22 protein-coding genes and 1 tRNA gene are annotated in these 21,990 nt (G+C 74.4%); 11 read left to right on the top strand and 12 right to left on the bottom strand.

Features of this window, described 5'->3' with window-relative positions; genetic code table 11:
* Nucleotides 1-88 precede the first annotated feature (88 nt).
* The 3 genes from PU704_RS02240 to PU704_RS02230 all read left to right on the top strand — a co-directional run bounded on the left by PU704_RS02240 (nucleotide 89) and on the right by PU704_RS02230 (nucleotide 2,032).
* The gene (locus PU704_RS02240) at nucleotides 89-421 is read left to right on the top strand and encodes a hypothetical protein (protein ID WP_277549966.1); all 333 of its coding nucleotides are present in this window, start codon (nucleotides 89-91) and stop codon (nucleotides 419-421) included.
* Nucleotides 422-540: 119 nt separating this feature from the next.
* Nucleotides 541-1,500 (top strand): AraC family transcriptional regulator, encoded by a 960-nt coding sequence (locus PU704_RS02235; protein WP_277549965.1) that lies wholly within the window; start codon nucleotides 541-543, stop codon nucleotides 1,498-1,500.
* 175 nt (nucleotides 1,501-1,675) lie between these two features.
* Complete coding sequence (locus tag PU704_RS02230) at nucleotides 1,676-2,032, top strand: hypothetical protein (protein ID WP_277549964.1); 357 nt, start codon at nucleotides 1,676-1,678, stop codon at nucleotides 2,030-2,032.
* A 3-nt stretch (nucleotides 2,033-2,035) separates the two neighbouring features.
* Here PU704_RS02230 and PU704_RS02225 read toward each other — a convergent pair whose 3' ends face one another.
* Both PU704_RS02225 and PU704_RS02220 read right to left on the bottom strand, forming a co-directional pair.
* Nucleotides 2,036-3,124 (bottom strand): DNA glycosylase AlkZ-like family protein, encoded by a 1,089-nt coding sequence (locus PU704_RS02225; protein ID WP_277549963.1) that lies wholly within the window; start codon nucleotides 3,122-3,124, stop codon nucleotides 2,036-2,038.
* A 137-nt stretch (nucleotides 3,125-3,261) separates the two neighbouring features.
* A tRNA-Met gene (locus PU704_RS02220) sits at nucleotides 3,262-3,338 on the bottom strand.
* Nucleotides 3,339-3,543: 205 nt separating this feature from the next.
* On the opposite strand from PU704_RS02220, the gene arfB reads away from it, so the two are divergent.
* Nucleotides 3,544-3,984, top strand: coding sequence for an alternative ribosome rescue aminoacyl-tRNA hydrolase ArfB (gene arfB / locus PU704_RS02215; RefSeq protein ID WP_277549962.1), 441 nt, complete (start codon nucleotides 3,544-3,546; stop codon nucleotides 3,982-3,984).
* Nucleotides 3,985-4,002: 18 nt separating this feature from the next.
* Here arfB and ychF read toward each other — a convergent pair whose 3' ends face one another.
* Complete coding sequence (gene ychF / locus PU704_RS02210) at nucleotides 4,003-5,088, bottom strand: redox-regulated ATPase YchF (protein ID WP_277549961.1); 1,086 nt, start codon at nucleotides 5,086-5,088, stop codon at nucleotides 4,003-4,005.
* Between the two features lie 111 nt (nucleotides 5,089-5,199).
* On the opposite strand from ychF, the gene PU704_RS02205 reads away from it, so the two are divergent.
* The 3 genes from PU704_RS02205 (at nucleotide 5,200) to PU704_RS02195 (ending at nucleotide 8,426) form a co-directional block, all read left to right on the top strand.
* Complete coding sequence (locus tag PU704_RS02205; RefSeq protein ID WP_277549960.1) at nucleotides 5,200-6,120, top strand: ABC transporter ATP-binding protein; 921 nt, start codon at nucleotides 5,200-5,202, stop codon at nucleotides 6,118-6,120.
* Nucleotides 6,121-6,169: 49 nt separating this feature from the next.
* Complete coding sequence (locus PU704_RS02200; RefSeq protein WP_277549959.1) at nucleotides 6,170-6,931, top strand: ABC transporter permease; 762 nt, start codon at nucleotides 6,170-6,172, stop codon at nucleotides 6,929-6,931.
* Between the two features lie 70 nt (nucleotides 6,932-7,001).
* Nucleotides 7,002-8,426, top strand: coding sequence for a DNA recombination protein RmuC (locus tag PU704_RS02195; RefSeq protein ID WP_277549958.1), 1,425 nt, complete (start codon nucleotides 7,002-7,004; stop codon nucleotides 8,424-8,426).
* Between the two features lie 51 nt (nucleotides 8,427-8,477).
* On the opposite strand, the gene PU704_RS02190 is transcribed toward PU704_RS02195, so the two are convergent.
* Nucleotides 8,478-9,560 (bottom strand): 4-hydroxy-3-methylbut-2-enyl diphosphate reductase, encoded by a 1,083-nt coding sequence (locus tag PU704_RS02190; RefSeq protein ID WP_047801521.1) that lies wholly within the window; start codon nucleotides 9,558-9,560, stop codon nucleotides 8,478-8,480.
* Nucleotides 9,561-9,570: 10 nt separating this feature from the next.
* On the bottom strand, nucleotides 9,571-10,515 hold the full coding sequence (locus tag PU704_RS02185) for a hypothetical protein (RefSeq protein ID WP_075871377.1): 945 nt from the start codon (nucleotides 10,513-10,515) through the stop codon (nucleotides 9,571-9,573).
* 61 nt (nucleotides 10,516-10,576) lie between these two features.
* On the opposite strand from PU704_RS02185, the gene xseA reads away from it, so the two are divergent.
* Nucleotides 10,577-11,878 carry an exodeoxyribonuclease VII large subunit gene (gene xseA / locus PU704_RS02180; protein WP_277549957.1) on the top strand — a complete coding sequence of 434 codons (1,302 nt, stop codon included), beginning with the start codon at nucleotides 10,577-10,579 and terminating at the stop codon, nucleotides 11,876-11,878.
* A gap of 122 nt (nucleotides 11,879-12,000) precedes the next feature.
* Here the strand turns inward: xseA and PU704_RS02175 are convergent, their stop codons facing one another.
* A complete protein-coding gene (locus PU704_RS02175) occupies nucleotides 12,001-13,821 on the bottom strand; it encodes an immune inhibitor A domain-containing protein (protein WP_277549956.1) in 1,821 nt (606 codons plus the stop codon).
* Between the two features lie 219 nt (nucleotides 13,822-14,040).
* Here PU704_RS02175 and PU704_RS02170 point away from each other — a divergent pair, with 219 nt between their 5' ends.
* Nucleotides 14,041-14,307: an exodeoxyribonuclease VII small subunit gene (locus PU704_RS02170; protein ID WP_047801819.1), complete on the top strand. Its 267-nt coding sequence runs from the start codon at nucleotides 14,041-14,043 to the stop codon at nucleotides 14,305-14,307.
* 75 nt (nucleotides 14,308-14,382) lie between these two features.
* Here PU704_RS02170 and PU704_RS02165 read toward each other — a convergent pair whose 3' ends face one another.
* From PU704_RS02165 to PU704_RS02150, 4 genes are read right to left on the bottom strand one after another with little or no spacing between them, the layout of a single operon-like run.
* Nucleotides 14,383-15,252 (bottom strand): PPK2 family polyphosphate kinase, encoded by an 870-nt coding sequence (locus PU704_RS02165; protein ID WP_277549955.1) that lies wholly within the window; start codon nucleotides 15,250-15,252, stop codon nucleotides 14,383-14,385.
* Between the two features lie 34 nt (nucleotides 15,253-15,286).
* Nucleotides 15,287-16,504: a pyridoxal phosphate-dependent aminotransferase gene (locus PU704_RS02160; RefSeq protein WP_277549954.1), complete on the bottom strand. Its 1,218-nt coding sequence runs from the start codon at nucleotides 16,502-16,504 to the stop codon at nucleotides 15,287-15,289.
* Between the two features lie 44 nt (nucleotides 16,505-16,548).
* Entirely contained in the window at nucleotides 16,549-17,577 is a 1,029-nt protein-coding gene (locus PU704_RS02155) for a glycine betaine ABC transporter substrate-binding protein (protein WP_277549953.1), read from the bottom strand.
* Nucleotides 17,574-18,047, bottom strand: coding sequence for an NUDIX hydrolase (locus PU704_RS02150; RefSeq protein ID WP_277549951.1), 474 nt, complete (start codon nucleotides 18,045-18,047; stop codon nucleotides 17,574-17,576). Before PU704_RS02150 ends, PU704_RS02155 begins: the two co-directional genes overlap by 4 nt.
* A 71-nt stretch (nucleotides 18,048-18,118) precedes the next feature.
* Here PU704_RS02150 and PU704_RS02145 point away from each other — a divergent pair, with 71 nt between their 5' ends.
* A complete protein-coding gene (locus tag PU704_RS02145; protein ID WP_277549950.1) occupies nucleotides 18,119-19,153 on the top strand; it encodes a magnesium and cobalt transport protein CorA in 1,035 nt (344 codons plus the stop codon).
* Nucleotides 19,154-19,162: 9 nt separating this feature from the next.
* Here PU704_RS02145 and PU704_RS02140 read toward each other — a convergent pair whose 3' ends face one another.
* A complete protein-coding gene (locus PU704_RS02140) occupies nucleotides 19,163-19,909 on the bottom strand; it encodes a DedA family protein (RefSeq protein WP_277549949.1) in 747 nt (248 codons plus the stop codon).
* Nucleotides 19,910-20,038: 129 nt separating this feature from the next.
* Here PU704_RS02140 and PU704_RS02135 point away from each other — a divergent pair, with 129 nt between their 5' ends.
* Nucleotides 20,039-21,031, top strand: coding sequence for a mechanosensitive ion channel family protein (locus tag PU704_RS02135; RefSeq protein WP_277549948.1), 993 nt, complete (start codon nucleotides 20,039-20,041; stop codon nucleotides 21,029-21,031).
* Between the two features lie 55 nt (nucleotides 21,032-21,086).
* On the opposite strand, the gene PU704_RS02130 is transcribed toward PU704_RS02135, so the two are convergent.
* Nucleotides 21,087-21,965, bottom strand: coding sequence for a LysR family transcriptional regulator substrate-binding protein (locus PU704_RS02130; protein ID WP_277549947.1), 879 nt, complete (start codon nucleotides 21,963-21,965; stop codon nucleotides 21,087-21,089).
* Between the last annotated feature and the right edge of the window lie 25 nt (nucleotides 21,966-21,990).

The following is a 21,990-nucleotide window of genomic DNA, read 5'->3' as shown; positions in this document are numbered from 1 at the left end:
CGACGGACCGCACGCGCCACGGCGCCCGCTCCGCCCCTGCGGCCGGCGGAGCGCGTAGCCTGACAGCACCCGACGAAGGACGGACACCATGACCTGCCCTGCTCCCCCCGACGACGCGGACGCCCCCGGCGCCGACGCCCCGGATGCCGACACTCTCGGTGCTGACGCTCTCGATGTGGTCGCCCCCGCGACCGTGGTCGACCTCGCGGCCGGCGCCGCCCACATCACGCCCGTGGTGGTCGACGGCGAGGCACGCTACGCCGTGGACCTGCCCGACCAGCCCCTCGACGACGACGACGTGACGAGCCTGGCCGTGGCCCTGCAGGTCGCCCAGGCCGGGCCCGCCGTGCTCGTGGACGTGGAGGAGTACCTCGGCTCCGCACTGGACGACGCACCGGACACCGGTGAGCCCCGGCCCTAGCCGTGCGGACCGGGGGACCGTGCGTCCGGTTCGGCTCGGCCGCGTCGTTCCGGCACCGGTGGCTCAACGCGCCGTCACAGTCGGCTGTTCCGCCGGCCGGGCCGCGTAGCGTGCCCAGCATGGACCAGCAGATGCACCGGGCCGCGTTCGCCACCCGGGACCCCGCCGAGGGCGTCGCCGTGCTCGACCGGGTCTTCGCCGTGCGGGAGGTGCGCCGCAGCCCCGAGGAGCCCTTCCGGATGGAGCTCTCCTCGGCCGGCACGGGACCCCTGCGGCACGAGCGGCTGCGCCTGGGGGGCTCCTCCGCCGCCGGCAGCACGGACGGCACCGGCGTGCTGCGCGTCGGCCACGTGCTGAGCGGGCACCTGACGGCGACCGGCCGCGGCGACCGCTTCGCCCACCGGGGACCGTTCCTGTTCCCGCGCCGCCCGTTCTCCAGCCGGTGGGCGGAGCTCGACCTCATGACGGTCTCCCTGCAGCCGGCGGCGGTGCAGGCCCATGCCCGGCGGCTGCTGGCCGACGAGGACTTCCGGCCGGAGTTCACCGGGGACCGGCCGGTGGACCCGGCCATGGCCCGGTACTGGACCGCCACCGTGCGGCACCTGGGGCGTGACGTCCTGCCGCACGAGGAGCTCATGCGGGCCCCGCTCGTGCGCGCCGAGGCCGTGCGGTGCCTGGTCACGGCGCTGCTGCAGACCTTCCCGGGCTCCTTCCTGGAGCGTTCCCGGGAGCGCACCGGCGGCCCCGCGGCCCCACCCTCCGCCGTGCGGCGGGCGCTGGCCTACATCGAGGCGCACCTGGACGAGGACATCGGCCTGGCCGAGATCGCGGCCGCGGCCCGGATGAGCCCCCGGGGCCTGCAGGCGGCGTTCCGGCGGGAGCTGGGCACCACGCCGACGCACCGGCTGCGGGACGCCCGCCTGGACGCGGCGCACCGTGCGCTGCTCGACGCCGATCCCGGCACCGGCACCACCGTGGAGACGGTGATGGCCCGGTGGGGCTTCGTGCACCGGGGGCGCTTCGCCGCCGCCTACCGCGAGCGCCACGGGTGCAACCCGGCGGCGACGCTGCGCGCCTGAACGGGCACCGGTGGTCCGGAAAGCGCACGGACCGGAACGGATGCTGGCGGGGCGCCCCGCCCGGCCCCGACCATGGAGGAGCGGCCGGGGCCGGCCGCAGCACCATCTTGCAAGGTCGTGACCACGGGTTCGGGGGCGGAGCCGGGGCACGGGGACGAGCCAGGGGGAGGCAACGATGGACGACATCGCGCAGGCGGGAGCACGCCCGGACGCCACGGGACCGGGGACCCGGTGGATCGCGGAGGCCACGGTCCGGACGGAGAGGCGGGTCGACGCCGGTACGGTCGAGGCGCTCGGCCGGGCCGGAGCGGTGGCCCGCTGCGCGGCCCGCAGCAGCGGGGCGCAGGGGCTCTCGGTGCGGATGGACGTCGAGTCGGAGAGCTGCGCCGGGGCCTACGGCGCGGCGCTGGCCCTGCTGGCCACCGTCATCCTGCCCCTGCTCGACGGCGCCGACCTGACCGATCTGCGGATCGTGCCGGGCGGCGAGCACCCCGGGGACCGGCACGGCGGCGCGGAGCAGGCCGCCGCCTGAGCCTCACCCGCCCCGGGAGACCCGGAGCCCGAGCCAGGCCGCGAGGTCCTCGAGCTGCTCGTCCACGGCCTCGGCCGTGGACGGGGAAAAGGGGACGTCCTCGTGCACCGCGGAGACGGAGAACGTGCCGCTGCCGCGGTCGGCCGCGGCGTCGACCTTCCCGATCAGCCGGTCGCCGTGCAGGACGGGCAGGGCGAAGTACCCCCACCGCCGTGCGGCCCGTGGCTTGTACATCTCCAGGGTGTACTCGAAGCCGAACAGGTCCTTGATCCGGGTCCGGTCGTGCACCAGCCGGTCGAAGGGCGACAGGAGCACCGTGCGTCCCGCGAACGGCCGTCCCAGCGCCTCCGGGTCCACCCGCCACGTGCCCGGGACGCCCTCGACGACCGCCTCGACCCCGACCTCCCCGAGGGCCAGCGGCTCCGCGGGCGTGCCGGGCGCGCCGGCCCGCACGATGCCCAGCGAGCGCAGCCGACGGGCGGTGCGCCGCCGCCGGGCTTCCTCCGGGGACAGCACCGGGGTGCCGGCCGGGTAGACGCGCTCGGCGAGGTCCCACAGCCGCTGCCGGCCCCGGCGGCCGGCCACGGCCACCTCGCCGCGCATCATGAGGAACTCCAGCATCTGGGTGACGTTGCGGCTGTCGGTCCAGCCGGTGGACCGCCACGGCACCGCACTGGTGTCCGGGATCTCGCGGGAGAGCAGCGGTCCCGCCGCGCCCAGCCGCTGCAGCACGTCGCGGCGGAACCGGTCGTTGGCGCGCAGCCACTCCCGCGGCGCCTCGCGCGCGGGCCAGGCCGCCATGGCCGGCAGGTGCAGCGCCAGGTCCTCCATCGGGCGGACCATGGCGTTGTGCTCGAAGAGCGTGCGGTCCCGCTCCAGGGCCTGTTGCAGCTGCGTCGGCCGGTAGGCGCGGCCCAGCCGGCTCCACAGGATGAGGTCGGCGCTGGGCGCCACGGCGGCGATCGGGTCGATCTGCAGGAGTGAGAGCCCGCGGACCACGGCGAGCAGGCCGGCCGGCCGCGATGCGTCCAGCAGCTGCGCGCGTACGGCGATGCGCCGGGCCTCGGCGGGGTCGAGGCGTAGGACGGTCATGCCCCGAGGATAGCCAGGACCGCGGACGCCCGGGCCGGGGCTCCGGCCCGCACCCGTCGATCGGCACCCCGCGAGCGGCACCGCCCGGGCCGGGACAGCACGAAGGCCCCGGACCGATGTGGTCCGGGGCCTTCCTCTGGTTGCGGGGGCAAGATTTGAACTTGCGACCTCTGGGTTATGAGCCCAGCGAGCTACCGAACTGCTCCACCCCGCGGCGACTCGTCGAGTGTACGCGCTTCCGGACGGACATGCACATCGGGAGCGTACGGCCGGCGGTCGGGACCGTCGACCGCGCCACGGACGCCGGGCGACGGGAATGAGCGCGCTGCGCCCGCCGGATGCGGCCGGGATCGGGCTCCGGCGACGTCCGGTGCGTCCGGAGGGCGGCGAGCACGTCGGAGGTGCGAGAGAATCGTCGGGTGGAGGATCTGCACGTGCCCCCGGGCCCCGGTGTGCCCCGCGGCCTCAGGGTGCCGGCGGGTGAGCTGGTCGAGCAGTTCTCCCACGCCTCCGGGCCCGGCGGCCAGGGCGTGAACACGACCGACTCGCGGGTCCAGCTCTCCCTGGACCTGGGCACCACGACCGCGCTGAGCGACGCCCAGCGCGCGCTCGTCCTCGACCGGCTCTCCGCACGGCTCTCGGGCACCGTGCTCACCATCAGCGCCGCGGAGCACCGGTCGCAGCGGCGCAACCGGACCGCGGCGAGAGACCGCCTGGCCGGAATACTCCGCGAAGCCCTGGTGCCGGCTCTCGTGCGGCGGCCCACCCGGCCCACGCACGGCTCGCGGCGGCGCCGGCTCGAGGGCAAGCGCCGGCGCTCCGAGACCAAGCAGAACCGCCGGCGCCCCGGGCCCGAGTGACCCGCGCCGGCGAGCGGCTCACACGTTGAAGCGGAACTCCACCACGTCGCCGTCGCGCATGACGTAGTCCTTGCCCTCGATCCGCACCTTGCCGGCGGCCTTGGCGTCGGCCATGGACCCGGCGGCGTCGAGGTCCTCGAAGGAGACGATCTCGGCCTTGATGAAGCCGCGCTCGAAGTCGGTGTGGATGACGCCGGCGGCCTGCGGGGCGGTGGCGCCCACGGGGATCGTCCAGGCGCGGGACTCCTTCGGCCCGGCGGTGAGGTAGGTCTGCAGCCCGAGGGTGGAGAAGCCGGTGCGGGCCAGCTTGTCGAGCCCGGCCTCGTCCTGGCCCGACATCTCCAGCATCTCCTTCGCCTCCTCCTCGTCGAGCTCCACGAGCTCGGCTTCGAGCTTCGCGTCGAGGAACACGGCGTCGGCGGGCGCCACGAGGTCGCGCAGCTGCTGCTGCTTCGCCTCGTCGCCGAGCACCCCGTCGTCGGCGTTGAAGACGTAGATGAACGGCTTGGCGGTGAGCAGGCTCAAGTCGCGCAGCTGGTCGAGCTCCAGCTTCTCCCGCTCGGCCGCCCCGAAGATGGTGTCCCCGCGCTCGAGGACCGTCTGCGCCTGCTGCATCGCCGCGAGCTTGGCCGGGTCGGCCTTCTTGATCTTGACCTGCTTCTCCAGGCGCGGGATCGCGTTCTCGAGGGTCTGCAGGTCGGCGAGGATCAGCTCGGTGTTGATGGTCTCCATGTCGGAGGCGGGGTCGACCTCGCCGTCGACGTGGATGACGTCCGGGTCGTCGAAGGCGCGGACCACCTGGGCGATGGCGTGGGCCTCGCGGATGTTGGCGAGGAACTGGTTGCCGAGCCCCTCCCCCTCGGACGCGCCCTTGACGATGCCGGCGATGTCCACGAAGGACACGGTCGCGGGCAGGATCCGCTCGGACCCGTGGATCTCCGCGAGCCGGTCCAGGCGGGGGTCCGGCAGATTGACCACGCCGATGTTCGGCTCGATCGTGGCGAACGGGTAGTTCGCCGCCAGGACGGTGTTGCGGGTCAGCGCGTTGAACAGGGTGGACTTGCCGACGTTGGGCAGTCCGACGATTCCGATAGTAAGAGCCACGGGAGACCATCCTACCGGGCGGCTCCGCGCGGTGCGTGCGGAGCCGCCCGGTAGGAAATTGCCCGGCGGCCGGTCCGTGCCCCGGTCCCGGACATGCGCCAGAGTAGGAGCATGCACACCACCACCGGACCCGCGCCGACCGACGACGGCGCCGTGCCCGCGATCGAGGTCGTCGGCGCCCGCAAGCACTTCGGGCACGGGAGCCGCAGGGTGCAGGCCGTCGACGGCGTGGACCTGCGCATCGGCCGCGGCGAGGTCGTCGCGCTGCTGGGGCCCAACGGGGCCGGGAAGACCACGCTGCTGGACATGGTGCTCGGCTTCACCGACCCCGACGACGGCACCGTGCGCACCCTCGGCGCCGCGCCCCGCCGCAGCGTGCGGGCCGGACGGATCGGCGCCGTGCTGCAGACGGGCGGGCTGCTGGACGACCTCTCCGTGCGCGAGACCGTCGCGATGGTCGCCACCCTGCACCGGAAGCACCTGTCCGTGGACGAGGCGCTGGCCCGGGCCGGCGCCGCGGACTTCTCGGGCCGGAAGGTCTCCAAGTGCTCCGGGGGGCAGCAGCAGCGCCTGCGCTTCGCCCTGGCGCTGCTGCCGGAGCCGGAGCTGCTGCTGCTCGACGAGCCGACCGCCGGGATGGACGTCAACGCCCGCCGGGAGTTCTGGACCGCGATGCACCAGGAGGCCGACCGCGGCCGCACGGTGGTCTTCGCCACCCACTACCTCGACGAGGCCGAGGAGTTCGCCGCTCGGACGGTGGTCATGAAGGGCGGGCGGATCGTCGCCGACGCCCCCACCGCGGAGGTCCAGTCCCTCGCCGGCACCCGGGTGGTCAGCTTCCGCTGGTCCGGGACCGGGCCCGTCGAGGTGCCCGGCGCCACGCCGCTGCCCGCCGTGGGCGCGCGCCGGCGGTTGACCGGCCCCGACACGGACGCCATCGCCCGCCGCCTGCTGGCGGACCCCGCGGCGACCGACCTCGAGATCAGCCACGCGGGCCTCGAGGAGGCCTTCCTGGGCCTCGTCGCCGACTGAGCGCCCGCCCCGCGTCCCGGCCCCGCCCACCCTCCGGAAGGTCCCCGCCATGAGCCTCGGCTACGCCGCCCACGACCTGCGCCGCACCGTGCGGATGGTCCCCACCTCGTTCTTCGCCGTGGTCCTGCCCCCGGTGCTGTACCTGATGTTCACCGCGCTGCAGGACTTCGCGGACCTGCCCGTAGGGCACGGCAACGCCGGCGGGTACAACATGATCTCCATGGCGGTGTACGGTGCGGTCACCGCCACCACCTCGATCGCCGGCTCCGCCGCGGTGGAGCAGGCCCGCGGCTGGGGGCGCCAGATCGGGCTGACGCCCGCGCCGCGGCACGGCTACGTGCTGGCCAAGGTGGCGGTGGCCCTGTCCGTGGCCGTGCTGCCGGTGCTGGCCGTGTACGCCGTGGGCGCCCTGACCGGCGCCGAGCTGGGCGGCTGGCGCTGGCCCGCCACGGGGGCGATCGTGGTGGCCGGCTCCTCCGTGTTCGCCCTCTACGGCCTGGCCGCCGGGCTGCTCTTCCGCTCCGAGTCCGCGGTCAGCGCCGCGTCGGGGCTGCTGGTGGTGCTCAGCTTCTTCGGCAACCTCTTCGTCCCGCTCACCGGGGTCATGCTCGACATCGCCCGGTTCACCCCGCTCTACGGCCTGGCCGGGCTGGCCCGGTACCCGCTCGTGGAAGGGGACGTCGTCGCCACGAGCGGACCGCCCGTCGAGTCCGACCCCCTGTGGGCGCTGGCGCTCAACACCGGGATCTGGGCGGTGGTCTTCGCGGTGGTCGTGCTGCTGGCCGTGCGCCGGACCACGATCCGCCGCTGACCGCCGGGCGCGCGGTGGCCGGTGGCGGCCCTGCCGTGCGGTGTCCGGGTGACGTGCCACACTGCTGGGCATGACCGTCAGCCTCGCCGTCGCCCTCGTCCTCCTCGCCCTGCTCGTGGGCGCCCTTCTCGGCGCCGCGGTCGCCCGGGCCCGCACCGGTCGGGACGTCCGGACCGCGGAGGAGGAACGGGCCGGGCTGCAGGCCGAGCTCGCCGCCGTGCAGGACCGGCTCGTGGACCTCGCCTCCGAGCGCGCCGCGGCCGTCGAGGCCCGGGCGCAGCTCGAGGACCGGCTGCGCGACGCCGACGCCCGCTCGGTGCAGGACAACAACGTGCTGCGGGCCCTGGCGCCGGTGGCCCACCAGCTGCGCTCGGTCGAGGAGCACGTGGCCGCGCTGGAGCGGGACCGCGCCGAGCAGTACGGCGGGATCACCCAGGCCCTGGCGCACACCCGGGAGGTCGGGGACCACCTGCGCACCGCCACCACCTCGCTGTCCTCCGCGCTGCGCTCGGGCTCCGCGCGCGGCACCTGGGGCGAGGTGCAGCTGCGCCGCGTGGTCGAGGCCGCGGGCATGACCGCCCACGTCGACTTCCGCGAGCAGGTCGCCTCCACCGGCACCACCGCGGACGGCGAGCGCAGCGCGATCCGCCCGGACATGGTGGTGCACCTGCCCGGCGGCCGGGACATCGTGCTGGACGCCAAGGCGCCCATGACCGCCTACCTGCGCGCCCAGGACGCCGGGGACGACGACGCCCGCCGCGCCCAGCTGAGCGCCCACGCCAAGGCCGTGCGCGGGCACGTGGACGCGCTGGCCTCGAAGAAGTACTGGGAGGCGCGGGACGCCTCCCCGGAGCTGGTGCTGTGCTTCCTGCCCGCCGAGTCGGCGCTGTCGGCCGCCCTGGACACGGACCCGACCCTGCTCGACCACGCGGCGGGCCGCAACGTGGCCCTCGTCTCCCCGGTCTCGCTGCTGGCCTCGCTCAAGGCCGTGGCATTCACGTGGCGCCAGCACGGGCTCGCGGAGAACGCCAAGGAGCTCTTCGACCTCTCCCGCCAGCTCTACGAGCGGCTGGGCACGGTGGGCAAGCACCTGGACGACATGGGGAGGTCGCTGCAGAAGTCGGTCGAGACGTACAACCGGCTGGCCGGCTCGGTGGAGACCCGGGTGTTCCCCACGGCCCGGCGGATCAACGACCTCGACCCCACCCTCGCGCCGGACGACCGGCTGAGCACCCGGCCCCTCGTGGTGGCGCCGCGTCCGCTCACCGCCCCGGAGTTCACCGAGGCGCAGTCCACCGGGGCGCAGTCCACCGCGCCGGAGGACACCGGGCCGGAGCCCGGCGCGGCGCGGCTCGCGGTCGCGGAGCCGAGCGGAACGAGCTTCGAGGGGGCGGCACGGGAGCCGGTGAGCGGGCGGTCCGCCGAGTCCGCCGAGTCCGCGGACCGCCCCGCGCCGGGGCAGGCGGGCGCCGGCGCGGACCGGGCGGCCGGCTGAGCCCCGGCGCAGCGGGGGCCGGGGCTCAGCGGACGGGGAGCAGGACGCGGGTCAGCGCGTGGGGCGGGCCCCGCGGCCGCCGAGGCGGTGGGAGGTGTCCCCGGCCGCGGTCAGGCGGGCGCGCAGCTCCTTGGGCAGGGAGAACAGGACGTCCTCCTCGGCGGTGACGACCTGCTCCACCTCGCCGTAGCCGTAGTCGGCCAGCAGCCGCAGCACGTCTTGGACGAGCACCTCGGGCACCGAGGCGCCGCTGGTCACCCCGACCGTGGCGACGCCCTCGAACCAGGCCTCGTCCACCTGGTGCGCGAAGTCCACGCGCTCGGCCCGGCGGGCGCCGTACTCCAGGGCGACCTCCTTGAGCCGTACGGAGTTCGAGGAGTTGGCGGAGCCCACCACGATCACGAGGTCGGCGTCCGGGGCGATCTTCTTGATCGCGGTCTGCCGGTTGGAGGTCGCGTAGCAGATGTCGTCGCTCGGCGGGTCCTGCAGGGACGGGAAGCGCTCGCGCAGCCGCTGCACGGTCTCCAGGGTCTCGTCGACGCTGAGGGTGGTCTGGGACAGCCACACGACCTTATCGGGGTCGCGGACCACGACCTGGTCGACCTCGTCGGGGCTGTTGACCACCTGGATGTGCTCGGGGGCCTCGCCGGAGGTGCCCTCGACCTCCTCGTGGCCGTCGTGGCCGATGAGCAGGATGTCGTAGTCGCTCCTCGCGAAGCGCACGGCCTCGCGGTGCACCTTGGTGACCAGCGGGCAGGTGGCGTCGATGGTGCGCAGCTGCCGGTCCTCGGCCGAGCGGACGACCGCCGGGGAGACCCCGTGCGCCGAGAAGATCAGCAGGGAGCCCTCGGGGACCTCGTCGGTCTCGTCGACGAACACGGCGCCCTGCTCCTCGAGGGTGCCGACCACGAACTTGTTGTGCACGATCTCCTTGCGCACGTACACCGGGGCGCCGTAGTGCTCGAGCGCCTTCTCCACGGCGATCACCGCGCGGTCCACCCCGGCGCAGTAGCCGCGGGGGGACGCGAGCAGGACCTTCTTGGGTCCGTCGACGGGGGCGGCGGCGGCCACGTCGGCAGGCGAGCGCCGCTGACGGGGGACGGTGGGCATGGAGAGCGCAACGGTGGTCGGCATGGCCTCCATGCTACGCGGTGGGCCGGACACCGCGCCGTGATCCGCCCGACACCGCGATCGCTCCCACGAGGCCCACGACGCCCGTGATCCCGGCGGCCCAGGCGGCCGTGGCCATGTGCTCGCCGAGGGAGCCGGTGAGCAGGGTCAGCACGCGGTCGGCGGCGAGCCGGACCACCGGGTCCGAGCCCAGCACGCCGGAGGCCCGCTGCACGCTCTCCTCCACGACCAGCCACACGACGCCGAGACCGGCCAGCGAGCCGAGCCCCAGCACGGCCAGGGTGGCGAGGCGGTGCCGGGTCACCAGCAGCGCGAGCACCGCCAGGGCCGCGGCGACCCAGGTCAGCGGCACGGCCAGGTCCGTGAGCCGTGTCCCCGCCGCGATCAGGCGCCCGGTGTTCGACCCCGGCACGGTGATGGTGCTCTCCCGGTCCGCCAGTCCGACGTCCACGCCCACGGCCCGCTGCACGGCGGCGTCCACCTCCTGCAGGACCGGGCCGATGTCGAGCACGAGGTGCTGGGGCGGGGCGTCCGCCGCGCCGTCGGCGGGGACGTTGGCCTCGTGGGTGCGGGCGAGCGACTCCGTCCACGCGCGCTGGTAGGCGGGGTCGGAGGTGAGTCCCGCCGCGACGTCCGCGGCGCGGCGGACGGCGTTCTCGAGCATCCGGTCGAGGAAGCCGACCCCGGTGGCCCGCTCCCCCACGATCCGTTCGGCCGCCTGGTCCACCGCGGTGCGGGCCAGCTCCTCCTGGAACGGCTCGTCCTCCGCCAGGGTGCCCACCACCTGGGTGAACCCGTCCTTCGAGACGAGGGTGTCCTGGGCCCAGTGCAGCGGCACGAGCACGGCCACGAGCGCGGCGGCGGTCAGGCCCAGGACCGTGCCGAGGCCGGTGCGCAGGACGGTGGCGGAGCGTCGTCGGGGACGGTGTCCGGAGGTGGGGGGCGCGGAGGACGTCACGGCACCACTGTACGGGCGGGGGGCGCGCGCGGCTGTCCTCGCCGGGTGGTAAGCATGGGACATGACCTATCTCGAGCCGCAGGAGGACGTGCCCCCGGGCGGTGGACGCGAGCTGCCCGCGCGGGCGGACCGGACCACCCCGGAGAACCCCTGGCCGCTGCGGATGCTCTCGGAGAACCTGCACGCCTACATCGCCCGCTGCGCCCCCACGTGGGTCGAGGGCCAGATCATCGAGCTCAACAAGCGCGCGCGCGTCACCTACGTGACCTTGCGCGACGTCGAGGCGGAGATCTCCGTGCCCGTGACCCTCTTCGCCAACGAGACCGCGCACCTGGACCGCCCGCTCGAGAAGGGCATGCGGGTGGTCGCCCAGCTCAAGCCCGACTTCTGGGCCAAGACCGGCCGGCTGTCCATGCTCGGCCGCGGGATCCGGCCGGTCGGGCTCGGGGACCTCCTGGAGCGGCTCGAGCGGCTGCGCCGGGCCCTGGCCGAGGAGGGCCTGTTCGACGCCGGGCGCAAGAAGCCGCTGCCCCTGCTGCCCCGCCGGGTCGGGCTGGTCACGGGGCGCAACTCGGACGCCGAGAAGGACGTGATCCGCAACGCCTCGCTGCGCTGGCCGGCCGTGCACTTCGAGGTGCGCGAGGTCGCCGTGCAGGGCTCCGGGGCGGTGCGCGCGGTGACCCAGGCGCTGCGCGAGCTCGACGGGACGGACGAGGTGGACGTCATCGTGATCGCCCGCGGCGGCGGGTCCTTCGAGGACCTGCTGGCCTTCAGCGACGAGGCCCTGATCCGGGCCGTGGCGGCCGCGCGGACACCGGTGGTGAGCGCCATCGGGCACGAGAACGACCAGCCGCTGCTGGACTGGGTGGCCGACCTGCGGGCCTCGACGCCCACGGACGCCGGCAAGCGGATCGTCCCGGACGTGGTGGAGGAGCGCGCCGGGGTGGCCCGGGCCCGGGCGTCCCTGGACCGTGCCGTGCGCGCCTTCCTGGACCGGGAGGCCGCCGGCCTGGCCGGGATGCGCTCGCGCCCGGCCCTCGCCCAGCCGGAGGACATGATCCTGCTGCGGGAGGAGGACGTCGACCGGTGGCGCACCCGGGCGCTGTCGGCCGTGGACTCCCGGGCGTTGCGGGAGCGGGACGCCGTGCGGCACCTGCGCGCCCGCGTGCGCGCCCTGTCCCCGCAGGAGACGCTGCAGCGCGGCTACTCCGTGGTGCTGGACGCCTCCGGCGCGGTGGTCACCGACGCCGCGGCCGTGCGCACCGGGGACCGGCTGGCGGTGCGCCTGGCCGCCGGCGAGCTGGGCGTGCGCACCGAGACGGTCTCCGCCCGCCGCCCGGGAGAGCACCCCGGCGGCGCCTGAGCCCGGGCGCGCCCCGGGCCCGGCACGCCGCAGGGGCCGGGAGCGGCTCCCGGCCCCTGCGGAACGGGGCGTGCCGCGCCGGCGGCTCCCCTTCGGGCGGCAGCGCCGGGCGGCGCGCCGGGTCAGCCGACGCGGACGGTCATCATGCCCCGGGAATTGCTCTGGACGACCTCGATCCGGGTCCCGGTGCCTGCCACGAGCACGCTGCCCTGCGGGTTGGCCCGGTCGTAGTAGGCCCCCGGGTCGGAGTCGTCGAAGACCGGCACCCCGGCACGCGCGGGCACCTCCAGGGTGGTCACGGCCCCGTTCGCCTCACGGTGCAGGCTGATCGGGTCCGTCGGATCCTTCCCGAAGGTGGCGTCGAACCCCTGGATGCGGTTGCGCACCAGGGCTCCGTCCGACCAGACGAGGGCCTGCGGGTGGGCGTCGACCGGCAGGGCCAGCCCGGAGCCGGGGTGCTGGCGCGTGTTGTTGTTGCGCTGGGCCGTGTTCCAGTACGTGATGCTCAGCCCGTCCTGGTACGGGAAGTGCTCGACGGTGTCCGGCGCGGACTGCGCCCAGCCGAAGTTGTAGGGCCCGGTCCGCAGCGTCGCGTCGTAGCCGAGGTACTGGCGGTTCTCCGCGATGTAGTACCGGCCGTTGCCCTCGGCGTCCTCCGGCAGGGTCACGATCACCGCCTGCGGGGCCTTGGTGGCGTGGAAGGACGGGCCGATGCGGTGCGTCGAGCGCTCACCGGCGGTGGCCACCTCGTAGTCCAGCCAGCCCAGCTGCAGCTTCTCCCAGGCGCCCATGTGGTTCGGGGTGGTCCCGATGGTGCCGTCCCCGTGGCCCAGCCAGGACCCGGAGCTCATCAGCGTGGCGAACCCGGTGCCGTTCTCCCCGCCGCTGGTGTCGTAGAGGTCGGGCAGGCCGAGGTCGTGGGCGTACTCGTGGGCGAAGACGCCCAGCCCGCCGTTCTCCGGCTCGGTGGTGTAGTCGCGGATCCACAGCTCGGAGTCGCCGATCCGGACGCCGCCGAAGGGGTTGGCCTCCGGCCCGGTGGTCCCCCGGCCGGCCTGGCCGGCCGCCCAGCGGTGCGACCAGATGGCGGAGGAGTCGGCGCCGGCCTCCTCGCCCTCGCCGGCGTGGATGGCCTGGAAGTGGTCGATGTAACCGTCCGCCTCGGCGAAGTCGCCGTCGCCGTCGTGGTCGTAGCGGTCCCAGCGGTCGAAGCCGGACAGGTAGGCGTCGATCTCCTCGGCGGTCTTCCCCTCCTCGAGCTGCGCCGCGTACCAGGCGTCGGCGGTGTCCTGGATGAAGCGGGTCATGTCCGCCTGGCTCTCGGTCTCGCCGTAGCTGGCCGAGCTGTGGGGCACCGTGACCCAGTCGCTGACGTCGCCGTCGACCGTGTAGCGGCCGCTGGACATCTCCTCGTAGAGGGTCTTGAGGGACTCGCCCTCCCCGGCGAAGAACATGTCCAGGTAGTGCTCCCGGTCGAAGTCCTCCGTCCAGTAGGTGGAGTTGTCGGCGGCCCGGTCCGGCGCGGCGATGTCGTTGTGCACCGGCCCCGCGGGGGCGTCGGGGAAGCGCGGGTCGGCCTGGTCGCCGAACTCCACGAGGAAGGACAGGATCTGGTCGCTCTCCTGCAGGCCGTACTGGGCCCACTGGCCCGGCGCCACCTGCACGGAGCGGGAGCCCCCGCGGTCCTGGACGGGGGCCTTCTCGGAGACGACCAGTTCCACGGCCTGCTGGTTGCGCTCCCGGCGGGCCTCGGCGGGGCGGTCGGGGCGGTCGTCGGCCGCGGCGGCCGGTCCGTCCGCGCCCGGCGCGCCGCCCGCGAGGTGCGCGGAGGGGGCGCCGTCGGCCGGGGCGGCCGTCGCCGGGACGGGGGCGAGGACGACGGCGCCGGTGACGGCGAGTGCCGCGGCGCAGCGGGCGCCGCGGCGGGTGATGTCGAGTGTCAAGGGGGGGCCTCGATTCGTGTGCCACTGCAAATGGGAACGCTCCCGACGATAGGCCCGGACCCCCCGGTGGGATGCACGACACACCCGCGCGCCGGACGGGGACCGGTGCTCCGGGAGGGCGCAGGCACGGCCGGAGGTGGAAGAATGGGCGCAGCCGCGGACCGGACGAGGTCCGCCGTCCGCACCGCACGCACCCACCCGCCGCAGAGAGGCCCCACCATGGCGAGCACCGACCGTCCCGCAGCAGCGCCCGACCTGTCCGACATCGCGGACATGGGCTACGAGCAGGCCCGTGAGGAGCTCGTGCAGGTGGTCTCCCGGCTCGAGGCCGGAGGGACCTCGCTCGAGGAGTCCCTGGCGCTGTGGGAGCGCGGGGAGGCCCTGGCCACGCGCTGCGAGCAGTGGCTGGACGGCGCCCGCGAGCGCCTCGACGCCGCCCGGGCCCGCCGCGCGGACGCCGAGGGCGACGACGACGCCCGCGGCTGACCCGTCCCGGCACACCGGCCGGACAGGGCCGGCCGGCACACGCCGGGGCGTGGCCCCGGCGCAGCGGCGGGCTGCTCAGAGTTCGGCGAGCCGCCGGCGCATCTCCTCGACGTCGTACTGGGGCTCCGGCCAGTCCAGGCGCAGACCCGCCAGGGCGGAGATCAGCAGGTCCTGGACCACGGCCCGGGCGTACCACTTCCGGTCGGTGGGCACCACGTACCAGGGCGCGTGGTCGGCGTCGGTGGCGTCGATCGCCCGCTCGTAGGCCGCCATGTAGGTCTCCCACCGGCTGCGGGCCGCGAGGTCCGAGGGGTCGAACTTCCACTGCTTCGTCCGGTCGCCCAGACGGGCCGTGAGGTTGCGGCGCTGCTCGTCCCGGCCCAGGTGCAGGAAGACCTTGACGATGACGGTGCCGTCGTCGGCCAGTTCCTGCTCGAAGTTCCGGATCTCCGTGTAGCGCCGTTCCACCTGACGGTCCTCGAGGACGTCGTGGACCACGGGCACGAGCACGTCCTCGTAGTGGGAGCGGTCGAACGCGCCGATCACCCCCGGGCGCGGCAGCTGCCGGCGGATGCGCTCGAGGAAGTGCTGGGACGCCTCCTCGGCCGTGGGCCGGCCGAAGCCGTGGGTGTGCACGCCGTGCGGGCTCAGCCGGCCGAGCACGTGCTGGATGACCCCGCCCTTGCCGGAGGTGTCCATGCCCTGGAGCACCAGCAGCACCCGGTGCCGCGCGCCGGCGGTGGCCTCGGCGTAGATCAGCCGCTGCAGCTCGGCGAGCTCGCCCTCGCGGGCGGCCCGCAGGGCCGTGCCCAGCTTCTTGGACCCGGAGAACCCGGGCGTGGAGCCGGTGTCCACGTCGGCCAGGGACAGTCCGGGCCGGGCGCGCAGCAGCGGCCGCACGTCCTGCTCGAAGCCGGTGCCGGTCCTGCGGTCGGCGACGCTCATGCTGGTCCTCCTGGGCTGCGGGGCGGACCGCCGTTCACTGGCGGTAGTTGCTGAGGAACTCCTCGATCCGGTCCAGGGCGGTGGCCAGCATCTCCACGGAGGGCAGGGTCACCAGTCGGAAGTGGTCGGGCTCGGGCCAGTTGAAGGCCCGGCCATGGCTGACCAGGATCTTCTGCTCCTTGAGCAGGTCGAGGGCGAACTTCTCGTCGTCGACGATGTGGAACTTCTCCACGTCCAGCTTCGGGAACAGGTACAGCGCCCCGTCGGCCTGCCGGCAGGACACGCCGTCGATCTCGTTGAGCCGCCGGTGGGCGAGGTCGCGCTGGGCCTTCAGCCGGCCGCCGGGCAGGATCAGGTCGTTGATCGACTGGTAGCCGCCCAGGGCGGTCTGGATGGCGTGCTGGGCCGGGACGTTGGCGCACATCCGCATGTTGGCCAGCAGCTTGATGCCCTCGATGAAGCTCTCGGCCTTCCAGTTGGGGCCGGTGATCGCCAGCCACCCGGAGCGGTACCCGGCCACCCGGTAGGCCTTGGACAGCCCGGAGAACGTCAGGCAGAGGACGTCCTCCCCGGTGAGGCTCGCGGTGTTGATCATCTCCGCGTCCCCGTAGGTGATCTTCTCGTAGATCTCGTCGGCGAACAGGATCAGCTCGTGCTCGGCGGCGAGGTCCACGATCGACTGCAGCACCTCGCGCGAGTAGACCGCGCCGGTGGGGTTGTTGGGGTTGATCACCACGATGCCCCGGGTGTTCGGGGTGATCTTCGCCGCGAGATCCTCCAGGTCGGGGTTCCAGTCGTTCTCCTCGTCGCAGCGGTAGTGCACCGGGGTGCCGCCGGACAGGGCCACGGAGGCCGTCCACAGCGGGTAGTCCGGGGACGGGATGAGGATCTCGTCGCCGGGGTTGCACAACGCCTGAAGGGTCATGGTGATCAGCTCGGAGACGCCGTTGCCCAGGTACACGTCGTCGGTGTCCAGGTTCAGGATCCCGCGGGTCTGGTAGTACTGCACCACGGCGGTGCGCGCCGAGTAGATGCCGCGGGAGTCCGAGTAGCCCTGCGCGTTGGGCAGGTTCTTGATCATGTCCACGAGGATCGCGTCGGGTGCCTCGAAGCCGAAGGGCGCGGGGTTGCCGATGTTGAGCTTGAGGATCCGGTGGCCCTCCGCCTCCATGTGCTCCGCCTGCTCCAGCACGGGCCCGCGGATGTCGTAGAGGACGTTCTTGAGCTTGTCGGACTGCTTCACCACTGACATGCGGTCCACCTTACCCCCGGGCCGGTGGACGCCCGGGGTGCCGCTCAGGTGTCGTCGCCGCCCTCGAGCCAGTACCGCGCGGCCTCCTCGGGGGTGTACGGATCGCGGGCGGTGGTCATCCGCGTCATCAGCACGAGGTCGTCGGTGTCGATCTGCGCGGAGACCTCGTCGACGACCTCCACGGCCGCGGCCGGCAGCTCCTCGTCTCCGACCGGGACCACGCGCTGGGGGACGAAGTTGTTGAGCGGGTCCGCGAGGACCACGAGGGCGTTGTCCTCGATCGCGGGCGTGGCCGTGAACAGGGCCGCGGCCTGGACCCGGTCGCCCAGCAGGGCGTCCACGAGCTCCTCCTGGTCGCCGAACGGCACGAAGCGCTCGGGGACGCACTCGTAGGCGTCCTCCAGTCCCTCCGGGCCGTAGGAGCGGCCCGCGAAGTCGAGGTCGGTGCCGAGGGCGAGCTCGTCGCACACGGGCCCGAGGTCCTCGAGGTCGTCGAGCTCGTGCTCCACGGCGGTCGCCCGGGTGACCACGACCGCCACCGTGTTCTCCGCCGGCGCCGGCTCGAGGGCGCGCAGCCCCTTCGGCAGGACGTCGCGCACGCCGGAGAGCACGTCGTCGTCGTCCGCCCGCTCCTCGCCCAGGCCGAGCAGCTCGGAGAGGTCCTCGGCGAGGCCCCCGTCCTCGGGGGCGGGCGTGCGGCCGGGGCCGGCGGCGCCCGTGGGCGCCGGTGTCGCGGACCCGACCGGGGCCCGCCCGCGCAGATGCAGGTAAAGGTTGCCGGAGTAGTCGGCGACGAGGTCGGCGTCCCCGCGCTCCAGGGCCGCGAGATAGTCCGCGCGCTCGGTCCCCGTCTCGACCACGGTGGCGTCGAAGCCCGCCTCCCGCAGCCGCCCGGCGTAGACGTGGGCGAGCACGGCCGTCTGCCCGGTGGGTCCGGCCGCGATCCGGACGGGGCCGGCCAGGGCGCCCGAGCCCGCGGCCGGGGAGACCGGCGCCGGGACCCCGGAGGTGCCGGCGCACCCGGTGAGGACGGTGAGGGCGAGCAGGCCGGCGGTCGTGCGGCGGCGCCTCACCGGTCCCGCCCCGCGGGCCTCGCGGCGGCCGGGGCGACGCCGGCCAGGTCCAGGCCCACCGTCACCAGGCTCACCAGCGGCAGCTGCGGGACCTCGTGCAGCGGGAACCAGCGCGCCTCGTCCGAGGAGCCGTCCACCTCGGCGGTGAGCGTCCCGCCCGTGACGTGCGCCCGGTAGATGACGCGCATCGCGTGGAAGGGGCGCCCGCGCCCGTCCAGGCGCTCCTCGGGCCCCATGTGCCGGCTGTGCACCCCGAGCAGCTCGTCGAGCTCCACGGTGTATCCCGTCTCCTCCGCGACCTCCCGCCGGGCGGTCTGCGCGGGCTGCTCCCCGATCTCCATGCCGCCTCCGGGCAGGCTCCACGCCCCCCGCAGCGTGGGGTGGCGGGGGTTCCAGTGGCTCAGCAGCACCGCCCCGTCCTCGACGATGACGGCGTAGGCACCCACCCGGGTGTCCATGGGGAAGCTCATGGACCCATTCTAGGAAGGCCCCACGGGAACCGAAGACCGGCGGCGCGGCGGGCCCGGGGATAATGGGCCGCGTGAGCATCGTCGACAACGCCGTCTACCGGGACGGTCAGCGCGTCGCGTCGCCCGCGACGCTCGAGGAGACCTACCGGCTGCTCGCCCGGCTCCGGGCCGAGGACCCGCGGTGCGCGGACCCGGAGGGGCACTGCGTGCTGGCGTGGATCGGACTGCACAGCCCCTCGGAGGAGGAGCTCGACTCCCTCGCCCGGCACTTCGGGCTGCACGAGCTGGCCATGGAGGACGTGCGGCAGGCCGAGCAGCGGCCCAAGCTGGACCGCTACGGCCGCACCCTGTTCACGGTGCTGCGCCCGGCCGTCTACCAGGACGCCACCGAGACGGTCGACTTCGGGGAGATCCACGTCTTCACGGGCCCGGACTTCGTGATCACCGTCCGCCGGTCCGAGCACGGCCGGGTGGGACGGGTCCGCGCCCGGGTGGAGGCCGAGCCGCGGCTGCTCGCCACCGGCCCCGAGGCGGTGCTCTACGCCGTGCTCGACCAGACCGTGGACGACTACTACCCCGTCGTCCAGGGGCTGGAGAACGACATCGACGAGATCTCCGACGCCCTGTTCTCCGGCTCGGGCGACGGCCTGGTCTCCCAGCGGATCTACCAGCTCACCCGGGAGGTCAGCGCCTTCCACCGGGCGGTCGCCCCGCTGGAGATGGAGCTGCGGCAGTTCCTCGAGGAGCTCGACGGCGCGGACCTCGAGCTGCGGCACGGCCTGCGCGACGTCCTGGACCACCTGATCTACGTCAACAACAAGGTCGAGGCCTTCCAGTCCTCCCTCACCAACGCCCTGATGCTGGACTCCAGTCAGCTCGCCGCCCGGCAGAACGAGGCCGCGATCGAGCAGAACGAGCAGATGAAGCGCATCTCGTCCTGGGCGGCGATCCTCTTCGCGCCCTCGATCATCGGCTCCGTGTACGGGATGAACTTCCGGTTCATGCCCGAGCTGTCCTGGGTGTGGGGCTACCCCATGGCCCTGGCCCTGATGCTGGTGACCGGTGTGGTGCTCTACGTGGTATTCAGGCTCAAGCGCTGGCTGTGAGCGCCGGGCTCAGGGCTCCCCGCGCTCACGCCGGGCGGCGTCGGACAGTCCCCGGCGGTTGCGCAGCACCCGCTTGACCACCCACCAGGCCACGAGCACGGCGACCGTCACGACCACCACGCGCGAGAAGATCCCGGCGTACTGCTCCGCGAGGTGCCAGTTCTCCCCCAGGTAGAACCCGGCGAGCACGAACACCGTGTTCCAGATCAGCGACCCCGCGGTGCTCAGCAGCACGAAGGCCAGGAAGGACATCCGTTCGACGCCGGCCGGGATGGAGATCAGTGACCGGAAGATCGGGATCATCCGTCCGAAGAACACCGCCGCCCGGCCGTGGCGCTCGAACCACGCCTCGGTGCGGTCCAGGTCGTGCAGGTCCACCAGCGGCATCCGGTCCACGATCACCCGCAGCCGCCGCCGGCCCAGGGCCGCGCCGATCCAGTACAGGGCGACCGCCCCGAGCACCGCGCCCAGGGTGGTCCAGAAGATCGCGCCGGCCAGCGAGAAGTTGCCCTGGCTGGCGGTGAACCCGGCCAGCGGGAGGATCACCTCCGAGGGCAGCGGCGGGAAGAGGTTCTCCAGCGCCACCAGCAGACCGGCGCCCGGGGCGCCGATGGCCTCCATCACCTGCACCGCCCAGTCCGCGACGCCCCCCAGTCCCTCGGCCGCGCCGCTCGCGGCGGCCAGGTCCGGAGCCGTGGGGAGCGCGGCAGCGGTGGGTGCGAGGGCGGCGGGCAGGACGGGGCTGGCGGCAGTCATGGGTCCCCTCGGGGCTGGGCGGGGGCGGGCCGCGGTCGGCCCGCCGGATCGACCCCCATTGTGCCCGACGCTCCTCCGGGCCGGCTGGACGGCGCCCGGACCGGCGGGCGGGTTCGCTACGCTTCCCCCATGCTCCTCCCCATGTCGCCCTCCCTACCCGACCTGAGCTGGCAGTTCTGGCTGGACAAGCCCCTGCGGATCCTGATCGTCCTGCTCGGCGCGGCCCTGCTCGCCGCCGTGGCCCGGCTGCTCATCCGCCGGGTGTCCGGCGGCATCGCCCGCGGCACCCGTTCCAGGATCGTCCGCCGGCTCGACCGGGGCCGGCCGCGGTGGGTCGAGGACGCCGGGCTCGCGGGGGCCCGCCAGTCGCAGCGGGCCACGACCATCGGCTCCGTGCTCTCCTCCGTGGGCACCGTGCTGATCTGGGCGGTCGCGCTGCTGATGGTCCTTTCGGAGCTCGAGTACGACATCGGCCCCGTCCTGGCCAGCGCCGGGATCGCCGGCGTGGCCCTGAGCTTCGGGGCGCAGTCCCTGGTGAAGGACTACCTGTCCGGGATCTTCATCGTCGCCGAGGACCAGCTCGGGATCGGCGACGTCGTCGACCTCGGCGAGGCCAGCGGCACCGTGGAGTCCGTGGGTCTGCGGGTGACGCAGGTACGGGACGTCAACGGCACCCTGTGGCACGTGCGCAACGGCGAGATCCTGCGCGTCGGCAACCAGTCCCAGGGCTGGGCGCGCTGCGTGCTGGACCTGCCGGTGCCCTACGACACGAACATCGAGCTGATGACCGAGCTCATCCTGCACGAGGCCACCCTGCTGCGGGACGACCCCAAGGTCGGGGAGTTCATCACCGAGGACCCGGAGGTGTGGGGGGTGGAGGCCGTCACCGGCGAGTCCGTGACCGTGCGCGTCGCCGTGCGCACCGTGCCCCTCAAGCAGTGGGACGTGGCCCGGGCGCTGCGGCTGCGGATGAAGAAGATGCTCGACCGCGAGGGCCTGCACGTGCCGCTGCTGAACCAGACGGTGATCCGGCAGGACGGGACGGCCCCCGGCCCGTCCGGAGCGCCCGAGACGGGACAGGTCCGGGCCGTCCGGCCCGGTGGGCCGGGATCGGGTGCCTGAGCGTCGGCACGACCAACGCGACCCCGTCCCGGCAGACACCGGGGTCGGCGCAGGGTCAGCGCCGACCCCGGCCGCCGGAGCGGCGCCCGCCCCTGACCTGCCCCTTGGCTCCTGCGGCGCGCCCGCCGCCGCGGGCCGGGCCGCGCGACACCCGGCCGGCCCCGCGGGAGGGCGCCGGCGTCCGCCCCTTGCCGCCCGCGGCCGCCCCGTCCGCACGGGCCGGCGCCGCCGCCGCTCCGCGGGAACTGTTGAGGCCGCGCCCGCGGACCACGCCCACGAAGTCCTGCACGAGCTCCTCCTGCTCCTCCGGCAGGTCCTGCGGCCACACGAGCAGCACGGGCACCGTGGCGGCGTCGGGCACCACACGGTGGACGAGGTCCTTGCGGTGGTGCAGCCGCGCCACCGACATCGGCACCACGACCAGGCCCAGCCCCGCGGCGACGAGCTCGATCGCGTCCCGGGCGTGGCGGATCGGCGGCAGCGGGGCGTCCGCGGCCGCCGCCTCCGGGGAGCGCAGCCGCTCCCGCTCGGGCAGGGTCGCCGGCTCCTGCAGCAGCACCTCGTCCACGAGCTCCGCGACGGGCACCTCGTCGAGCAGGGTCAGCTCGTGCTCGCGCGGGAGCACCACCACCTGCTGCTCGGCGTAGAGCTCCACGGCCCGGAACTGCCGGCGCAGGGCGGCGAGGTCGTCGGCGCCGGTCCTCGGGTGGGCGGGCAGCCGCACGAAGCAGGCGTGCGCGCGCCCCGTCTCGAGCTCCTCCCGCCACGCGTCCGTCTCCAGCGGGTGCTCGGCCAGGACCCGGCCGCGGTTGCGGTCCCGCCAGCGGAAGAACCACTTGCCCGGCATCACTCCGGGCACGAAGGCGACGGCGAGGTCGGCCGCCCTCCCGGCGTCGTCGTCGGTGGGGTGCAGGGGCCCGGGCGCGTCGTCCATGGCCGCCAATCTACCCACTGCCGTG

It is taken from the genome of Kocuria oceani, assembly GCF_029524215.1.
Lineage (GTDB): Bacteria > Actinomycetota > Actinomycetes > Actinomycetales > Micrococcaceae > Kocuria > Kocuria oceani.
Note: the sequence above shows the minus strand (reverse complement) of the source record. Positions and strands in the feature narration are given on the sequence as shown.

What these genes read in the sequence shown, in the direction of transcription:
- PU704_RS02205 (WP_277549960.1), top strand. Translation starts at nt 5,200, where the DNA reads ATGCACACCACCACCGGACCCGCGCCGACCGACGACGGCGCCGTGCCC.
- PU704_RS02225 (WP_277549963.1), bottom strand. Translation starts at nt 3,124, where the DNA reads ATGACCGTCCTACGCCTCGACCCCGCCGAGGCCCGGCGCATCGCCGTA.
- PU704_RS02160 (WP_277549954.1), bottom strand. Translation starts at nt 16,504, where the DNA reads ATGTCAGTGGTGAAGCAGTCCGACAAGCTCAAGAACGTCCTCTACGAC.
- PU704_RS02165 (WP_277549955.1), bottom strand. Translation starts at nt 15,252, where the DNA reads ATGAGCGTCGCCGACCGCAGGACCGGCACCGGCTTCGAGCAGGACGTG.
- PU704_RS02230 (WP_277549964.1), top strand. Translation starts at nt 1,676, where the DNA reads ATGGACGACATCGCGCAGGCGGGAGCACGCCCGGACGCCACGGGACCG.
- PU704_RS02190 (WP_047801521.1), bottom strand. Translation starts at nt 9,560, where the DNA reads ATGCCGACCACCGTTGCGCTCTCCATGCCCACCGTCCCCCGTCAGCGG.
- PU704_RS02170 (WP_047801819.1), top strand. Translation starts at nt 14,041, where the DNA reads ATGGCGAGCACCGACCGTCCCGCAGCAGCGCCCGACCTGTCCGACATC.
- PU704_RS02140 (WP_277549949.1), bottom strand. Translation starts at nt 19,909, where the DNA reads ATGACTGCCGCCAGCCCCGTCCTGCCCGCCGCCCTCGCACCCACCGCT.
- PU704_RS02130 (WP_277549947.1), bottom strand. Translation starts at nt 21,965, where the DNA reads ATGGACGACGCGCCCGGGCCCCTGCACCCCACCGACGACGACGCCGGG.
- PU704_RS02195 (WP_277549958.1), top strand. Translation starts at nt 7,002, where the DNA reads ATGACCGTCAGCCTCGCCGTCGCCCTCGTCCTCCTCGCCCTGCTCGTG.
- PU704_RS02150 (WP_277549951.1), bottom strand. Translation starts at nt 18,047, where the DNA reads ATGAGCTTCCCCATGGACACCCGGGTGGGTGCCTACGCCGTCATCGTC.
- PU704_RS02235 (WP_277549965.1), top strand. Translation starts at nt 541, where the DNA reads ATGGACCAGCAGATGCACCGGGCCGCGTTCGCCACCCGGGACCCCGCC.
- PU704_RS02200 (WP_277549959.1), top strand. Translation starts at nt 6,170, where the DNA reads ATGAGCCTCGGCTACGCCGCCCACGACCTGCGCCGCACCGTGCGGATG.
- PU704_RS02135 (WP_277549948.1), top strand. Translation starts at nt 20,039, where the DNA reads ATGCTCCTCCCCATGTCGCCCTCCCTACCCGACCTGAGCTGGCAGTTC.
- PU704_RS02240 (WP_277549966.1), top strand. Translation starts at nt 89, where the DNA reads ATGACCTGCCCTGCTCCCCCCGACGACGCGGACGCCCCCGGCGCCGAC.
- xseA (WP_277549957.1), top strand. Translation starts at nt 10,577, where the DNA reads ATGACCTATCTCGAGCCGCAGGAGGACGTGCCCCCGGGCGGTGGACGC.